The following is a 15,470-nucleotide window of genomic DNA, read 5'->3' on the forward strand; positions in this document are numbered from 1 at the left end:
TAATGTTACGTGATCATTGGTGATGTTAGTATCCCTACTTCATGTCTGGGGGTTAACAATTGAGTCTTGACGTGGCCTTTGTCGGCTTTATCTTCCTGTTTTTCCTAGTATTTTGCCTGTATTTTGCGTGGAAAGGATTTTTTTTCTCCAATGATCAAAAAACCACGAATGAGGTAGGGTCTCTGGAAGAAAGCCCTGAGTGGCGGGCTTTTTTGAACCGGCGCCAGGAAATCGAAACAGACCCCACGCTCGACACTTCCAGTAAACAGGTATTGATCGACAATTGGCTAACCATGGCCAGCGAGAGCAAGCCGCACATGGCTTCGGCCGCAGTTGTTTCTCCCCTTCGTCCGTCTTGGGCGCGACCAAATACCATGTCATGGTTGATCGTGGCCAGTTTGGGGTTTGCAGTTTTGTTTACCTACCTCATTGGTGCAATACATCCCGGTGCGTTGAAATGGCCTGAAGCGAACTCAGTGAATGCGCTTGCGCCCAGTGTTGATCAATCAGTGGTTGCTTCCGCCGGGCATCCTGGCGATGGTGCCAGTCTCGAGGACCGGCTTGCGGGCTTGCAAGCAAGGCTTGCGCAGCAGCCTGATGATTTGCGTGGTTGGGTACTGCTGGCACGAACACATGCCTCCATGTCCAATTACCTTGAAAGTGCGAATGCTTTGAAAAAAGCGCTGGAATTAACGCCAGGGCATCCAGACATTCTTGCGGATCTTGCTGACATGACCGCGATGGCACAGGGCAGGCAACTGGCAGGTGAGCCTGAAACTTACATTGCAGCTGCGCTGCAAAACGATCCCCGCCATGAAAAGGCGCTTGCCTTGGCTGCAAGTGCAGCGGAGCAAGCCGGTGACAATGACAAAGCGCAGGTGTACTGGCAATTGCTTAGCCAGGTTCAGCAAGCCAGTTTGAAAAATTCAAACCCAACGCCCGAGGACATTCTCACTTCCGTGAACGTCACTATTCCCGAGGCAGCCTTAAGTAGATTGAAAGAAAACTCTGCACTGTTTGTTTTCTTAAAGGCGCAGCCTGGCCCTGGCATGCCCTTGGCTGTGGTTCGTGTACCCGCATCTCAATTGACGGTGGGTGAACAGGCTGTGCGAATAGGGCCTGGTGACTTTATCCAGGAGGGTGGCGTTGCGGCCATGCCCGACACGGTTCATATTCAAGCACGTTTGTCGATTCAAGGCATGGCCCAAACTGGTATGGGTGATATCGAGTCAAGTTGGCAAACGCTTTCCCGCAATCAACTCGCTTCAGGTGTGGATTTAAGTTTGCCGGAACTTACGGCCAATCGATGATGCATATTTCACTCTCCGCCACTCGTCTGCAAGTTAAAACGCAGGTACTGGAAGCAGCTGGTGTGGTGTTGTCCGGTCCAATCGGATTTGCATTAATGCCGGGTGAGATCAATGTGATTCGTGGTGGAAACGGCGTTGGAAAGTCGACCTTGCTGAGGTTGATGAGTAATGCGTTGCCGGGCCAGTGTGTTTTGTTCAAGCCCGAGTTTGGCCTGCGCGATGAATTGTTGGTCCACACACATCTGCAGATTGTGTTGGATCATTTGGGCGTTGACAGTGCCCAAATTGAACCGTTGCTTGACAGGGTAGGGTTGGCCAATTGGCAATACGAGCGAATTGGAACCCTGTCCTCAGGGCAACGTGCACGTTTGGGTCTGTGTACCTTGATGGCTGGGCAGTTCAGGGTGTGGTTGCTCGATGAGCCTCTGAATGCACTGGACCACCAAGGCGTTGCAACATTGGCCAGGGTGTTGGCCGCGCATTTACAGCGGGGTGGCATTGTACTGATGGCCACACATGTGGATGCATCGGTATTAACACAGCACTTGGCGGGCGTCTCCGTGAAAGAAGGCAGGATTGACCAGGGTGCCTTGATCGGAGATTTCTCAACGGATGCTGGCGTGGGTGATGCTTGTACTCAAGCAATCGAGCAGGCCGCAAAAGTCAATTTGCGTGCATTGCTCAAACGCGATTGGGCGGTGGCTTTGGGCAATCCACAAGCCCTGTTGTGGGGTGCTTTGTTTCACTGGATGGTGTTGAGTTTTTTTGGAATCGGGCTTGGAAAGCCAAGCGCCGAATTTGCACAGGTGGCCGTGTGGGTCAGCTTGTTGCTCGCATTGATGTTGGGTGCCAAAGACTGGTTTGCAGACGATTACCGCACAGCTTGGCTTAGTTTTGTATCAGGCCTTAATCCCGATAATATCGCTTTGTATTGGTTGGTGAGGGTTATATTTTTGGTGCTGTGCCAAGTGATCGTGCTGGTACCTGTTACTGGTCTGGTGGCGTTACAACTGGGTTTGCACGCCACGCAAACCTTCGACTTGGCCTTGGCTTTGAGCCTGGGTATTTGGGCTGTGGCACCTGTGTTGGGATTGATTGCCCTGTTGGTGATGTTGACCCGCGGTGGTGCAGTTCTGGTCTATTTGTTGGCTTTGCCATTGTTGGTCCCGGTTTTAATTTTTGGGCTTGAGGCCAGTCAGGCCAATGGCTTGGGTCGCAGTGCAATTGCACCGCTCGCTGTGCTTGCGAGTGTGGGAATGTTGGGTTATTTGCTCGGGCCTTTTGTGGCCAAGCGCCTTGTTGGTTTAATACAGGAATAGTGATGTTTGCACAGTTGGCTTCACCCCCCAAATTCCACGCCCTGGCCAGTTGGCTTTGGGTGTGGCTGCTCGCAGCGGGCGTGCTGCTGCTGGGGTTTGGTTTGTACACGGGTTTGTTTCTGGCTCCTGTCGATGGGCAGCAAGGCGAGGTGTATCGGGCCATTTATGTGCATGTTCCAGCCGCCTGGATGTCGATGTTCCTGTATTTGGTGGCCTGTGCCTATGCAGGTTTGAATTGGGTGTATCGCAGCGATGTATCTGCAGTGATGATGCGGGCTTTGTTGCCTACCGGTGCTTGGATGACTGTGTTGGCCCTGGTCACTGGTGCGCTGTGGGGCAAACCCACTTGGGGTACCTACTGGGTTTGGGATGCACGGATGACTTCCGAGCTTTTGCTGTTGTTCATCTACTTAGGTCTCATTGCTTTGGGCCAACTGACCACCAACCCGGCCAAGGCTGATCGTGTGTTGGCTGTTGGGCTGTTGATTGGTGCTGTGAACATTCCCTTGATTTACCTCTCGGTGGTTTTCTGGAATACGCTTCATCAGGGTTACAGCGTGTCGATGAGTGGCAGCCGAATTCACCCTGACATTGCCATGGGCATGTGGCTCAGCGTGTTGGGGTTCTGGTTGATTTGTGCCAGCTCGGTGTTGAACCGAGCGCGGCGTTTGTTGGTACAAAGGCGTTGGGTGTAAAGGGCAGAAGGCAAAACAATGATTCTTGATGCATGGCAAACAATTTGGGCTTGCGTAGGTTTAAGCCTCTTGATTCTGGTTGTGGATGGTGTGTTGGCTGGCCGAGCAGGCCCCAGCAAAACCGATCTGGTTCGTCAAAAAAAGAGAGATGACCGAATGGTTGGGCTCGGTAAAGGGGTAGGCAATGAGTAATGCACGCGCGCATCGCGCGGCTTGGCTGGCAGCCATTGTTGTGGTGGCTTTGGGTTTTGGTATTGCCTTGGTTAAAGTGTTTAACGAGAACCTGGTTTTTTTCTACACCCCCACTCAAATACTGGGTGGCGAAGTGCCCACAGGTGAAAAAACCTATCGCCTGGGTGGCATGGTCGAGGTGGGCAGCGTTCAACGCGAGGCCGACTCATTGAAAGTTCGTTTCGTGGTCAGCGACCTGAACAACAAAGTGCCGGTTGAGTTCAATGGCATTGTTCCGGATTTATTCAAGGAAGGCACAGGCGTTGTCGCAGATGGCCAATGGGACGGCACCACATTCAAAGCCTCTGAGGTGTTGGCCAAACACGATGAAGACTACATGCCACCCGGAGTTGAGCAGTGATCGCGTTGATATCCCAGTTCAGTTTGGCACTGGCCACTGTCTTGGCCCTGTTTGGTGCGGTGGCGGGGTTCGCCGCAGTGCGCGGCGTGTACAACCATAATCCAGCAGTTCCTTTGTTGAAATCGATTCAACGCAATGTGTTGCTGGTCTCCGGGCTGGTCAGTACTGCTTTTGTTGGCTTGGTGTATTCCTTTGCTATCAGCGATTTCTCTGTTCGCAATGTGGCTGAGAATTCCAATTTGGCTTTGCCTGTTTTTTACAAGGTGGCTGCAAGCTGGGGTTCTCATGAAGGCTCATTTTTGCTTTGGGTGCTCATGTTTGCGGGTTGGACTCAAGCAGTGGCATGGGCCAAATTCGAGGTGTCTGCCTGTTTCAAAGTGCGCGTACTGGCCACCTTGCAATTGGTGCTGGTGGGTTTTCTGCTTTATTTGTTAATTGCCAGCAACCCCTTTGAATACCTGTACCCCACACCTGTAGATGGAAGAGACCTTAACCCGCTGCTGCAAGACATTGGCATGATCATTCATCCGCCCCTGTTGTACATGGGTTATGTAGGTTTCGCAGTGACCTTTGCTTTCGCAGTGGCAGGTTTGCTCGAGGGGCGCTTCGACATGACTTGGGCACGCTGGAGCCGCCCCTGGACCAATGTGGCCTGGGCCTTTTTGACCATGGGTATTGCCTTGGGCAGCTGGTGGGCTTATCGCGAACTGGGCTGGGGTGGTTGGTGGTTTTGGGACCCCGTTGAAAACGCATCCTTGATGCCATGGCTGGCGGGTACAGCATTGATCCACTCTTTGGCCGTGTCTGAAAAAAGGGGTGCCTTGCGCAGTTGGACTTTGCTGCTGGCGCTCACCACGTTTGCTTTGTCGCTGTTGGGTACATTTCTGGTTCGCTCGGGTGTGCTTACCTCGGTGCATGCTTTCGCAACAGACCCTGAACGTGGCGTGTTCATTCTTGCCTTGTTGTTTCTTGTGGTGGGTTCTTCCTACATTCTGTATGCCCTTAAAACAGGTGAGGTCGGGCAGGGTGGTAACTTCAAGGCCACTGGGCGCGAGTCGCTGCTGTTGTCCAATAACGTGCTGATGAGTGCTGCTTTGGTGGCTGTGATGTTGGGCACCCTTTACCCTTTGGTCGTCGAGGTGATTGGTGGTCGAAAAATGTCGGTGGGGCAACCTTACTTCGAGGCCATGTTTGCGCCTATTTTGTTGCCTGCGGTCTTACTGATGGCATTGGGCCCTGATTCACGCTGGCGCGAAACGCGTTTGGCGCAATATATCAAGCCGGGGGCGGTGGCTTTTGCTGTGGCTGTGCTGGTGTTGTTGGGCGCAGCGCTATTCAATGGTTATTTCAGCCTGTTGTGGGCTGTTGGTGTGGTGTGTGCGGTGTTCATGGCGGTGGCCACGCTGGCCCACGCAGCGGTGGCCACACGCAAAGCAGGGGCCAACATTCCCGAAAGCGGTTTGCTTTATCGCATACGCCGTTTGTCCTTGTCCTATTGGGGCATGGTGCTTGCGCATTTGGGAGTGGCGGTGTTTGTGGTGGGTGTCAGCTGGGTAAAAACCTTCGAGACTGAAACTGATTCTGTGCTTAAGCCAGGAGAAACCTCTGAAATTGGCCCATGGCGTGTCACTTTCATTGGCGTTGATTCCGTACAGAGGCAAAACCATGTGGCTGCTCTGGGCGTGTTCGAGTTGACCCGTGGCGATGGCACCTTGATCCACTTGCTGGAACCGGAGAAACGTCGCTATCAAAGTTCAGAGCAAATCATGACTGAAGCGGCCATTCACAGCGATTGGTTTTCCGACGTGTACATCGGCCTCGGCGATGCAGTTCAAAGCAGTGAAAACGCCGGGGCGTGGGGCGTGCGCCTGTATTACAAGCCTTTGATCAACCTGATTTGGTGGGGCTGTGCGCTCATGGCACTGGGTGGTTTACTCACCGTATTTGATCGCCGTTATCGCCCCAGAAAGAATGCGGTGGCGTCATGATCAAGAAACGCTTGCGCCTGTATTTGCCAATTTTGGTCTTGTTGTTTTTGGGTGTGTTTTTGCTGCGTGGTTTGTGGCTTGACCCCAAAAAATTACCCTCGGCCCTGATTGGCAAACCTGCACCTGCGGTAGTGCTGCCCGTGCTCAGCTTTACCGGGCCTGAAGCCGGTGCAGTGCAAATTGCCGACATTCAAACACTGCAAAATATTGATGCACTAAAAGGCCAGCCTTGGGTGCTGAATGTGTTTGCATCCTGGTGCCAGGCTTGTCTGGTTGAGCACCCGCACTTTATTGCCTTGGCCAAACAGAAAAAAATAAAGCTGGTGGGCTTGGCTTACAAAGATGATTTGGCCAACACCCGCCGCTGGCTTGCGCAATATGGCAACCCCTACGATTTGATTCTTGTGGACCAGCAAGGCCAGTACGGCATTGAATTGGGTGTGTATGGCGTGCCCGAAACTTTTTTGATGAGTGCCAACAACACCATTATTCACAAGCAGGTGGGGCCAATTCCCGCCGATTACTTTGACAGCATGGCACTGCCTGCCATCGAGGCTTCCCGATGAATGTGAACGACCTGAATGCAGTTGAAAAAGAACAGTACAAGGAAGTGGCCAGCGAGTTGCGTTGCCTGGTGTGCCAAAACCAGTCGCTGGCCGATTCGCATGCTTCTTTGGCAGTCGATTTGAAAGAGAAAATCGCTGAACAAATTCGCGCCGGAAAAACCAGTGAAGAAATCAAAAGCTACATGCAAGACCGGTATGGCGAGTTTGTGATCTACAAACCTGCTTACAGCATGGAAAATGCGGTGCTGTGGCTGGGTCCTTTTGTGGTGCTGGTTATTGCCATGGTGCTGGCGCGCAAAGTGGGCAAGGGTTACAAAATACCGAAGGATGATATGCCCCCCACCATGGCCGGCGACAGTGACTGGGCAGAAAAACTTTACGACGACGCAAGAAAGCGCGAAGCGAAGAAATAAAAAAACCGAACCGTGATTGCTCAGGGTTCGGTTTTTTGTATCAAACAACAGCTTTACTTCAATGGCTTATAACGCACTCGCTTCGGGCGAGCACCTTCTTCACCCAGTCGCTTGATTTTGTCGGCTTCGTATTCCTGAAAGTTGCCGTCAAAAAACACCCACTGGGAATCGCCCTCACAGGAAAGAATGTGTGTGGCAATGCGGTCCAGGAACCAGCGGTCGTGCGATGTCACCAGCACAGTGCCCGCAAATTCCAGCAGTGCGTCTTCCAGCGAACGCAGTGTTTCCACGTCCAGGTCGTTTGATGGTTCGTCCAGCAGCAACACGTTGCCGCCGGAAATCAGTGTTTTCGCCAAGTGCAAACGGCCACGTTCACCACCGGACAAATTGCCGATCAGCTTTTGCTGGTCGCCACCCTTGAAGTTGAAGCGGCCCAGGTAAGCGCGTGAAGGCATCTCGAACTTGCCCACGGTCAGAATGTCTGCACCATCGGCCACGCCATCAAACACGGTTTTGTCGTTGGGCAGCGAATCACGGGCCTGGTCTACAACAGCCATGCGCACAGTTGAGCCAACTTTGATTGAACCACTGGTAGGCTCTTCCTTGCCCGCAATCATTTTGAACAGGGTTGATTTACCCGCACCGTTGGGGCCGATTACACCCACAATTGCACCAGGTGGAATCTTGAAGCTGAGGTTGTCGATCAGCAAGCGGTCGCCAAAGGCTTTGCTCACATTTTCAAATTCGATGACTTCATTGCCCAAACGCTCGGCCACAGGAATGAAAATTTCCTGTGTCTCGTTGCGCTTCTGGTACTCATGGCTAGACAATTCTTCAAAGCGTGCAATACGCGCCTTTGACTTGGCTTGTCGGCCTTTGGGGTTTTGACGAACCCATTCCAATTCTTTCTTCAAGGCTTTCTGGCGAGCGCTTTCGCTGCTTTCTTCCTGCTTCAGGCGATCCTGTTTCTGGTCCAGCCAGGAACTGTAGTTGCCTTTCCATGGAATGCCAGATCCACGGTCCAGTTCCAGAATCCATTCCGCAGCGTTGTCCAGGAAGTAGCGGTCGTGGGTTACAGCAACCACAGTGCCGGGGAACTTGTGCAGGAACTGTTCTAGCCAGTGCACTGATTCAGCGTCCAGGTGGTTGGTGGGCTCGTCGAGCAGCAACATGTCCGGTTTGCTCATCAACAGGCGACACAAAGCCACCCGGCGTTTTTCACCACCGGACAAATTGGCCACATTGGCTTCCCAGGGTGGCAGGCGCAGTGAATCGGCTGCAATTTCCATCAAGTGTTCTGCATCATTGCCTGCGGCAGAAATGACCGCTTCCCACTTGGCTTGTTCTTCAGCCAGCTTGTCAAAGTCGGCTTCCGGGTCGGCATAGGCAGCGTAAATTTCTTCCAGTTTTTGCTGGGCCATGCCCAGTTCACCCAGGCCTTCTTCAACAGCTTGGCGCACAGTGTGTTCCGGGTTCAGTTCAGGTTCCTGGCTCAAATACCCAATGTTCAAATTGGGCATGGGCACGGCTTCGCCTTCAATGTCTTTGTCCACACCCGCCATAATTTTCAGCAGGGTGGATTTGCCAGAGCCGTTCAAGCCCAGCACACCAATTTTCGCACCGGGGAAAAAGCTCAGCGAAATGTTTTTCAAAATCTGGCGCTTGGGGGGAACAATTTTCCCCACGCGGTTCATGCTGTAGACGTACTGGGCCATTCGGTTTCCAATTCAATAGGTTTAACGTTGCCGCAATTTTAAATCATCGCAGGCAGTTGGGGGGTTAAAGCTTGGCGTTCTTTGCTGGCCTCACCCAGCAGGGCCATGCCAAGCAGGGCACCGTCCTTGCCTTTGAACAAGGCTTTCACGCCGTTCTCGTCTGCTGTTATTTCCCATTCACCCTCATGTTCAGGCAAGGGTGGGTTGACCACTGCCGGGCAATCGGGCGTTTTGATGCTGACCGGCATGGCCGGGAATTTGATCTCGGTGGGCTTGCCAGCCAGTGTTTGCGCCATGGCGCGTGCGGCTTGCATCACTGGCATGATGTAGGGCAGAACGAACTTGCCCAGGTATTCTGCGCAATCACCCAAGGCATAAATGTTTTTGTTGCTGGTCTGTCCAAGGTTGTTCACCACGATGCCGCGCGACACATCAAGATTCGCATGTTTCGCAAGTTCAGTACGTGGCTTCAAGCCGACGGCTGATAACACCAAATCAGCTTGCGTTGTTTCGCCTGTGGAATCAGTGAGTGTGTAGCCTGCCCCGTTCTTTACAACGGAACTCACTGTGCGACCCAGTTTCCAGCTCACGCCTTTCTCGGCCAGTTTGTTTTGCATGAAGGTACTGGCTTGTTCGGGCAGCAGGCGCGCCAAAGGGCGATCGGCCAAGTCAAACACGGTGGTGTGAATGTCAGCTTTCAACAAATCGTTGGCAAATTCACAACCAATCAAACCCGCACCCAGCACTGCGACTTCTTTCTTGCCGTCCAGCAGTTTTCTGAATTCCGCATAATCATTCAGGTCGTTCACGCTCACCACATCGCCAGCACCATCACCTTCAATCGGCAGTTTGATGGTGTCGGCACCCAGAGCCAATACCAGATTGTCGTAGCTGAACTCGCCTGCGCTGCTGGCCAATTTGCGCGTTGATGCATCGATCGAGCTCACGTTTGTATTGGCGATCAGTTCAACTTTTTGCTGGTCTGCAAATTTGGCTGCTGGTGTCATCACCAGGCTTTCGGCTGTCTTGCCGCTGGCCAGTGCATTGCTCAACATAGGCTTGGAATAAAAGTCACCGCTGTCCGCGGTAATCAGGCGAATTTCCGCCTCGGGGTCGGCTTTGCGGAGTTCTCGTACCAAAGTCCAAGCGGCCACGCCGCTGCCAATGATGGTGGTGTTCATAGTTTTAATCCTGTGTGTTGCACTTGAATTGCAATAGTCAATTTCTATAGTTGGTGTTTATCAATCGCCAATCGCTATCGTAAACGCTGAGTACTGGCATTGTAAGCGCAATCCAAATGTATACGGGTGTTTACCAAACAGAGTGGCATTGGTTAAGATGCGCGTAGACATTCGGTTTTCAAGCCATATTCTCAGTTAGGCTTGCTACATTCCTTTATTATCAAACGACTTTTACACAATACACATCAAAGGGAGACAACTTTGAGTACATTTGATCGCGTCGGCACTTCTCGTTTTATCAAAACCGCAGCCTTGGCTTTGTCAGTGACTGTTTTGGCCGCTTGCGGATCAATTACAGGCATCAAAGACATTCCTGAGTATCTGGATTCCGATTTCGAACACGTGGGTCCGCGTGATTTCATCACGAATATCGATTTGGCCCGAATCAAGCTGGGCATGTCGCCGCTTCAGGTGCAAAACCGTTTGGGTATGCCCATGTTGAGCGCGAAAGATCAGGACGATCGCTGGGACTATGTGTTGAAAAAAGGACAGGGAGCCAGCGAAGAATTCGTACCCTATGCTGTCTACTTTAAAGACCAAAAAGTGGTGCGCTTGGCACCGTTAACCCCACCGCCAGCCCCTGTGGCTGAAGCCCCTGCCGAGGCGCCGGCAGTTGATGCGTCTGCTGTTGCAGCGCCTGAAGCCAGCGCAGGCGAAGTGATGGCTCCAGAACCCAGTTTGGCTGTTGGTGCCGATGTGGGCGATGCTGCGGCAATCAACGATATGTTGAGCAACTGGGCCGCAGCCTGGTCTTCCAAAGACGTTCAAGGCTATTTGGGTTTCTATGCAGATACTTTTGAACACGGTAAAAAGTCTCGCGCTGCATGGGAAGGTCAGCGTCGCGCACGCTTGTCTGACAAAGAAACCATTTCTGTCAGCGTGTCTGATGTACAAATTGATGTGCAGTCCGAGGCCTTGGCCACCGTCAAATTCAAACAAGACTATTCATCGAATCGCTACAATGACTCGGGTATTAAGGTACTAACTTTGTCCAAGGCCAGTGGTGCCTGGAAAATTCAACGCGAAGAATTTCAGAAGTAATTCTTGGCCTGAATGAAAAACCCCTTGCTGAATCAAACAGCAAGGGGTTTTTTTTATGGTGATTGCTTGGAGAATTTACTGTTCGAAAATCTGAATTTTTCCACAGCCATCGAGACGCTCAACCAGATCACTGCCCATCAGTTTTGATGGAGTGTATGCGCCACCTGCCACATTCTTCTCCATCAAAATAAAGCTGGCCACTGCCAGTGATCCCATCACTGTCAAAGAATATCCGTTGGCCGTTTTTACACGCGCCACCACTTTTTTGCCCTCGGCATTCGTTGCCTCACCCCACACATAAGCTGGCATCTTGGCACGTTGTTCTTCGTTGGGCCCTTCCACTTTCGCAGCCTGTTTTTTCAGAATGCCTTGAATCAGAGACATGCCTAGAATAGGGCGGGCCAGGTTTGCAGCGCGCATCATCCGTACCGATTTAGGTGAGGAAGGAATGTACACCTCAATATTCCGAATCCCAGTGCTGTGGAATGCCGTGGATACATCGCCCCAAGGAATCGTGACTGCAAATTTGGTGCCATTGCCAAAGTTGATTTCACGGGTACTGTAACCCAAGCCTACCGCCTTGATTTCACCATCTTCTCGCACCCGTCCACCCAGCTTCATGGCTTCGACTGTTGTTTTGGCGGTGCCAGCCGACAGTCCGCTTCGGGAATCAAATCCCAATGCCAGGTGTGTTGCATCAGGCAACAATTCATGCAGGCGGGAAGCCACGCAATCTGTGGGAATCACGTCGAACCCTACGCCAGGACACAGCACAATTTTTTGTTTGCGCGCCTTGCCGCTCAGCGACTGGGCCAACTCGAACACAGAAATTTCACCAGTGATGTCCAGGTAGTGTGTTTTGGTCTGCAGGCAAGCCATCATCATCGGCTCGGCTGTCTCTGAAAACGGGCCTGCACAATGCAAAACCAGATCAACCTCATTCAAGCCTTCAAGCACCGCAGCTTCATCATTCAATGAAAAGACACGGCTAGGCAAACTCAATTTGTTGGCCAAGGCCGTCACTGCTGCCTCGTTGCGACCTGCCAGAATGGGGCGCATGCCGCGTTTGGCGGCTTCACGTGCAATCATTTCACCGGTGTAACCATTGGCACCGTAAATCATCCAGGGCATTGCGTCTCCTAAAGCGCTTTGGAGCCCGTGTAGGGCTCCCTTGTTGTTTTGTTCAAGATTCCAGTTTGGCTTTTACGCGATCGAGAAACGTACCGACCTGTGCGTCGAATTCAGATTTCACAATGCCTTCTGCAATTCCTTTCATCAGTCTGGGCACAGGCATTTCGAACTCGCCGGTGGAGCGGAACGAGATTGTACATGCCTTGGGGCTGTCTTCCTTAATTACCCAGCCGCCCGACACGGTGGCATTGCCTTCGCCAGGAACCGGATTCCAGTCGATTTTCGATTTGCCGTCGTTTGTGTATTTCACTGCGTACTTCACTTGATGAGAAATACCTGCTGCACCAATCTTCGCCATTTCCCAGCGCCACACCGCATCGCCAAGATCAACAATTTTGTCCAGTTTGGGAAACAGGGCCACGGTGTCTGCAACATCTGCCAACTGGTCGAATGCTTTCTTGGCACTGCATGCCACTTTGAACGATTTTTCGATTTTCACATTCACGTTAACTGCCATATGTCCCTCGCTTTTTATTGTGGATGTTGTACTGCATGGGTTGAAGTGTATCGGTTAATTGGCGCGCTTGTTAGCCCGATGAGGCAACTGGGTGGCGCTTGATCGGGGGCTTGTGAAATCTCGTGAAATACCGGGTTCAATCAAAAACAGCTGTGTTGCGGCGCACTCGAGTGATTGTGTGTTCAAACCGTTGTCCAGACTGATTCTCTTCTATTGAGCCGAGAGATTATGCTGCGCTGCAATGTAAATCATTGATTTTTTTCGAATTGAGGCTCTAGAAAAGTCGCTGTTTTTTTGGTGCAATGAGGTTGACAGTTGTTCACTGAAAGCGCATGTTACGCCTAAGTAACTTAGAAGTAACTTTGATGACATTCAAGGGGTATAAACATGTCAAATTCTCTTTTCGCCGTTTTCTCAGCAGTTGTGCTGATCGGCCTCGTCTACAGCGGTGCGAACCTGCTGACCTTCACCGCCGCAATCGGCGCGTCTGCTTTGGGCTTCTATGCTTTGGGTGGTCTCGGTGAGTTCGGTCTCATTGTGTTTGCAGCAATTTATCTGCCCATCGCCGTGGTGCTGAATGTATCCAGCCTTCGCCGTGGTGTACTGACCGCACCAATTTTCAAAGCCTTCAGCAAGGCCCTGCCAGCCATGAGCCCCACTGAAAAGGACGCGCTTGAAGCAGGTGACACTTGGTGGGAAGCCGAAATGTTCGGTGGCAAGCCAGATTGGTCCAAGTTGATGAACGTGAAGTACACCGAGCTGACTGCCGATGAAAAGTCTTATCTCGAGAATGAGACCGAAGAGCTGTGCAAAATGCTCGACGACTGGAAGATCACTTTCGAATTGAAAGACCTGCCGCAAGAAGTGTGGGATTTCATGGGCAAGAAGAAATTCTTTGCCATGTTGATCGCCAAGGAACACGGCGGTTTGGGTTTCTCCCCTTACGCACAAAGCTGTGTGGTCGCGAAGATTGCAACGCGTTCGCTGACCGCGTCAGTGACCGTGATGGTTCCCAACTCCTTGGGCCCAGGCGAGCTGATCATGCACTATGGTACGCAAGAGCAGAAAGATTACTGGCTACCACGCTTGGTAGATGGTCGCGAAATTCCATGTTTCGGTTTGACCGGTCCTGAAGTGGGCTCCGATGCCTCAGCAATCCCTGACACTGGTGTTGTTGTGAAGCGCGTGGTGAATGGCAAAGAAGAACTGGGCATTGTGCTGAACTTCAGCAAACGTTATATCACCTTGGCCCCAGTGGCCACTGTGGTTGGTTTAGCATTCAAGTTGAAAGACCCTGAAGGGTTGCTGGGTGACAAAAACAAGGTCGACTACGGCATTACCTGTGCCTTGTTGCCTGCCGACACTCCCAATGTTCAAATTGGTCGCCGCCACTTCCCAGGTGCGGTGTTCATGAACGGCCCAATCATTGGTAACGACGTTTACATCCCACTGACCTCCATCATTGGTGGCCGCGAAATGGCTGGCAAAGGCTGGAGAATGCTGGTTGAGTGTTTGTCAGCAGGCCGTGGTATTTCATTGCCAGCTTTGTCTGCAGCCTCCGGTTGGGGCATGTACCTTGCCACCGGCGCTTACGCACGCATTCGTCGCCAGTTCAAAATGCCGATCGGCCGTTTTGAAGGTGTTCAGGAAGCAACCGGTAAAATCGGTGGCCTGACATACAAGCTGGAAGCGTCGCGTGTATTGACCGCCACTGCCTGTGCAGAATGCGCACCTTCAGTAGTTACTGCCATGATGAAGTACCACATGACCGAAATGATGCGTGAAATCATTCTGCGCTCCATGGACGTACACGGTGGCCGCACCGTTATTCTTGGCCCACGCAATTACTTGGGTCAGGCTTACCAGGCCATGCCAGTTGCCATTACAGTTGAAGGCGCGAACATCATGACACGTAACCTGATCGTATTTGGTCAGGGTGCAATCCGTTGTCATCCTTGGGTCCTGAAAGAAATGCAGGCTGCCCAGAACCCCAACAAAGAAGAAGGTCTGCGTGATTTCGACACTGCATTCTTTGGTCACTTGGGTCATATTTTCAACCGCGCCATGCGTGCCTTGGTTCTGGGTTTGACAGGCAACCGCCTGGCGAAAAGCCCGGTCAGCGGCCCCATGGCCGACTATGCAAAAGCCATTGAGCGCCGTTCTGCTGCACTGGCATTCACCGCCGACGTGGCCATGGGCGTACTGGGTGGCGAACTGAAGCGCCGTGAACGCCTGTCAGCCCGCCTGGGTGACGTGTTGAGCCACCTGTACATGGCCACAGCGGTGCTGAAGTACTTTGAAACCAACGGTCGGTTGGCCGATGAGCTGCCACATGCACAATGGGCGATTGAAGACTCTTTGTTTGAAATCGACAAGGCATTCACCGAGTTCAACCGCAACTTCCCCAACAAGGCTGTTGGCAAGCTGCTGAGTTTCGTGGCTTACCCATTGGGCATGGGCAAAACCAAGGGTCCAAGCGACAAGGTGAATGCTGAAGTGGCTGAACTCTTGATGACTCGCAATGCTTTCGCCAATCGCTTGCTTGACAAGGTGTTCGTGGGTGAAGGTTTGTCTGACCCGACAGGGCGCATTCTGGAAGCTGCCGACAAGCTGTTGTCCATCGAGCCTGGTTACAGCAACTTCCTGAAAGCAGTGTCTTCAGGCAAGGTGGTGGGTGAAGGTCTGGAAGCCCAGTTGAAAGACGCTGTGGCCAAAAACGTCATCAGCCCAGATCTGGCCCAAGGCATCCGCGAGTACGAGCCAATTCGTTTCGATGCGATCCTGACAGACGACTTCAGCAAAGACTATTTGCGTACCAATGGTCAAATTCCTGACGAGATCATTGAAGCCAAGCCAGTCACGGAGTACAAGGCAGCTGCTTGATTTTAAAGGGCAAGTTTTTCGACAATATTTTGTTGTAGTGAAAACATCGAAAGGCCTCG

At 52.1% G+C, this 15,470-nt stretch carries 13 protein-coding genes; 9 read left to right on the top strand and 4 right to left on the bottom strand.

Going from position 1 to position 15,470, the window contains the following annotated elements; all coding sequences use genetic code 11:
- The first annotated feature begins 59 nt into the window (after positions 1 to 59).
- The 7 genes from LMED105_RS10835 to LMED105_RS16400 all read left to right on the top strand — a co-directional run bounded on the left by LMED105_RS10835 (position 60) and on the right by LMED105_RS16400 (position 6,883).
- Positions 60 to 1,310 (top strand): hypothetical protein, encoded by a 1,251-nt coding sequence (locus LMED105_RS10835; RefSeq protein WP_008251117.1) that lies wholly within the window; start codon positions 60 to 62, stop codon positions 1,308 to 1,310.
- Positions 1,310 to 2,629 (top strand): heme exporter protein CcmB, encoded by a 1,320-nt coding sequence (locus tag LMED105_RS16395; protein ID WP_198006842.1) that lies wholly within the window; start codon positions 1,310 to 1,312, stop codon positions 2,627 to 2,629. The genes LMED105_RS10835 and LMED105_RS16395 overlap by 1 nt, the downstream gene beginning before the upstream one ends.
- Before the next feature lie 2 nt (positions 2,630 to 2,631).
- Positions 2,632 to 3,324 carry a heme ABC transporter permease CcmC gene (gene ccmC / locus LMED105_RS10845; RefSeq protein WP_040513247.1) on the top strand — a complete coding sequence of 231 codons (693 nt, stop codon included), beginning with the start codon at positions 2,632 to 2,634 and terminating at the stop codon, positions 3,322 to 3,324.
- Positions 3,325 to 3,508: 184 nt separating this feature from the next.
- Positions 3,509 to 3,916 carry a cytochrome c maturation protein CcmE gene (ccmE, locus tag LMED105_RS10850; RefSeq protein WP_008251122.1) on the top strand — a complete coding sequence of 136 codons (408 nt, stop codon included), beginning with the start codon at positions 3,509 to 3,511 and terminating at the stop codon, positions 3,914 to 3,916.
- A complete protein-coding gene (locus tag LMED105_RS10855) occupies positions 3,913 to 5,904 on the top strand; it encodes a heme lyase CcmF/NrfE family subunit (protein WP_008251125.1) in 1,992 nt (663 codons plus the stop codon). The genes ccmE and LMED105_RS10855 overlap by 4 nt, the downstream gene beginning before the upstream one ends.
- Positions 5,901 to 6,470, top strand: coding sequence for a DsbE family thiol:disulfide interchange protein (locus LMED105_RS10860; protein ID WP_008251126.1), 570 nt, complete (start codon positions 5,901 to 5,903; stop codon positions 6,468 to 6,470). Before LMED105_RS10855 ends, LMED105_RS10860 begins: the two co-directional genes overlap by 4 nt.
- Positions 6,467 to 6,883, top strand: coding sequence for a cytochrome c-type biogenesis protein (locus tag LMED105_RS16400; protein WP_008251128.1), 417 nt, complete (start codon positions 6,467 to 6,469; stop codon positions 6,881 to 6,883). Before LMED105_RS10860 ends, LMED105_RS16400 begins: the two co-directional genes overlap by 4 nt.
- A gap of 53 nt (positions 6,884 to 6,936) precedes the next feature.
- Here LMED105_RS16400 and ettA read toward each other — a convergent pair whose 3' ends face one another.
- Both ettA and LMED105_RS10875 read right to left on the bottom strand, forming a co-directional pair.
- Positions 6,937 to 8,598 (bottom strand): energy-dependent translational throttle protein EttA, encoded by a 1,662-nt coding sequence (ettA, locus tag LMED105_RS10870; protein WP_008251130.1) that lies wholly within the window; start codon positions 8,596 to 8,598, stop codon positions 6,937 to 6,939.
- Between the two features lie 38 nt (positions 8,599 to 8,636).
- Complete coding sequence (locus tag LMED105_RS10875; RefSeq protein ID WP_008251132.1) at positions 8,637 to 9,779, bottom strand: NAD(P)/FAD-dependent oxidoreductase; 1,143 nt, start codon at positions 9,777 to 9,779, stop codon at positions 8,637 to 8,639.
- Positions 9,780 to 10,040: 261 nt separating this feature from the next.
- Here LMED105_RS10875 and bamE point away from each other — a divergent pair, with 261 nt between their 5' ends.
- Positions 10,041 to 10,880, top strand: a complete 840-nt coding sequence (gene bamE / locus LMED105_RS16405; RefSeq protein WP_008251134.1) for an outer membrane protein assembly factor BamE — start codon at positions 10,041 to 10,043, stop codon at positions 10,878 to 10,880.
- Between the two features lie 75 nt (positions 10,881 to 10,955).
- On the opposite strand, the gene LMED105_RS10885 is transcribed toward bamE, so the two are convergent.
- Together LMED105_RS10885 and LMED105_RS10890 are read right to left on the bottom strand one after the other, a co-directional pair.
- On the bottom strand, positions 10,956 to 12,011 hold the full coding sequence (locus LMED105_RS10885) for a trans-acting enoyl reductase family protein (protein WP_040513248.1): 1,056 nt from the start codon (positions 12,009 to 12,011) through the stop codon (positions 10,956 to 10,958).
- Positions 12,012 to 12,063: 52 nt separating this feature from the next.
- Positions 12,064 to 12,528, bottom strand: a complete 465-nt coding sequence (locus LMED105_RS10890) for an SRPBCC family protein (RefSeq protein ID WP_008251138.1) — start codon at positions 12,526 to 12,528, stop codon at positions 12,064 to 12,066.
- Positions 12,529 to 12,915: 387 nt separating this feature from the next.
- Between LMED105_RS10890 and LMED105_RS10895 the strand changes: the two genes are divergently transcribed.
- A complete protein-coding gene (locus tag LMED105_RS10895) occupies positions 12,916 to 15,411 on the top strand; it encodes an acyl-CoA dehydrogenase (RefSeq protein WP_008251140.1) in 2,496 nt (831 codons plus the stop codon).
- The last annotated feature ends 59 nt before the right edge of the window (positions 15,412 to 15,470 follow it).

Origin of the sequence: Limnobacter sp. MED105, from assembly GCF_000170915.1 — a bacterium.
Lineage (GTDB): Bacteria > Pseudomonadota > Gammaproteobacteria > Burkholderiales > Burkholderiaceae_B > Limnobacter.

Excerpts from the sequence above, each read along its gene's own strand:
- ettA (WP_008251130.1), bottom strand. The coding sequence starts at position 8,598 with ATGGCCCAGTACGTCTACAGCATGAACCGCGTGGGGAAAATTGTTCCC.
- LMED105_RS10860 (WP_008251126.1), top strand. The coding sequence starts at position 5,901 with ATGATCAAGAAACGCTTGCGCCTGTATTTGCCAATTTTGGTCTTGTTG.
- LMED105_RS10895 (WP_008251140.1), top strand. The coding sequence starts at position 12,916 with ATGTCAAATTCTCTTTTCGCCGTTTTCTCAGCAGTTGTGCTGATCGGC.
- LMED105_RS10875 (WP_008251132.1), bottom strand. The coding sequence starts at position 9,779 with ATGAACACCACCATCATTGGCAGCGGCGTGGCCGCTTGGACTTTGGTA.
- LMED105_RS16395 (WP_198006842.1), top strand. The coding sequence starts at position 1,310 with ATGCATATTTCACTCTCCGCCACTCGTCTGCAAGTTAAAACGCAGGTA.
- ccmE (WP_008251122.1), top strand. The coding sequence starts at position 3,509 with ATGAGTAATGCACGCGCGCATCGCGCGGCTTGGCTGGCAGCCATTGTT.
- ccmC (WP_040513247.1), top strand. The coding sequence starts at position 2,632 with ATGTTTGCACAGTTGGCTTCACCCCCCAAATTCCACGCCCTGGCCAGT.
- LMED105_RS10885 (WP_040513248.1), bottom strand. The coding sequence starts at position 12,011 with ATGCCCTGGATGATTTACGGTGCCAATGGTTACACCGGTGAAATGATT.
- LMED105_RS16400 (WP_008251128.1), top strand. The coding sequence starts at position 6,467 with ATGAATGTGAACGACCTGAATGCAGTTGAAAAAGAACAGTACAAGGAA.
- LMED105_RS10890 (WP_008251138.1), bottom strand. The coding sequence starts at position 12,528 with ATGGCAGTTAACGTGAATGTGAAAATCGAAAAATCGTTCAAAGTGGCA.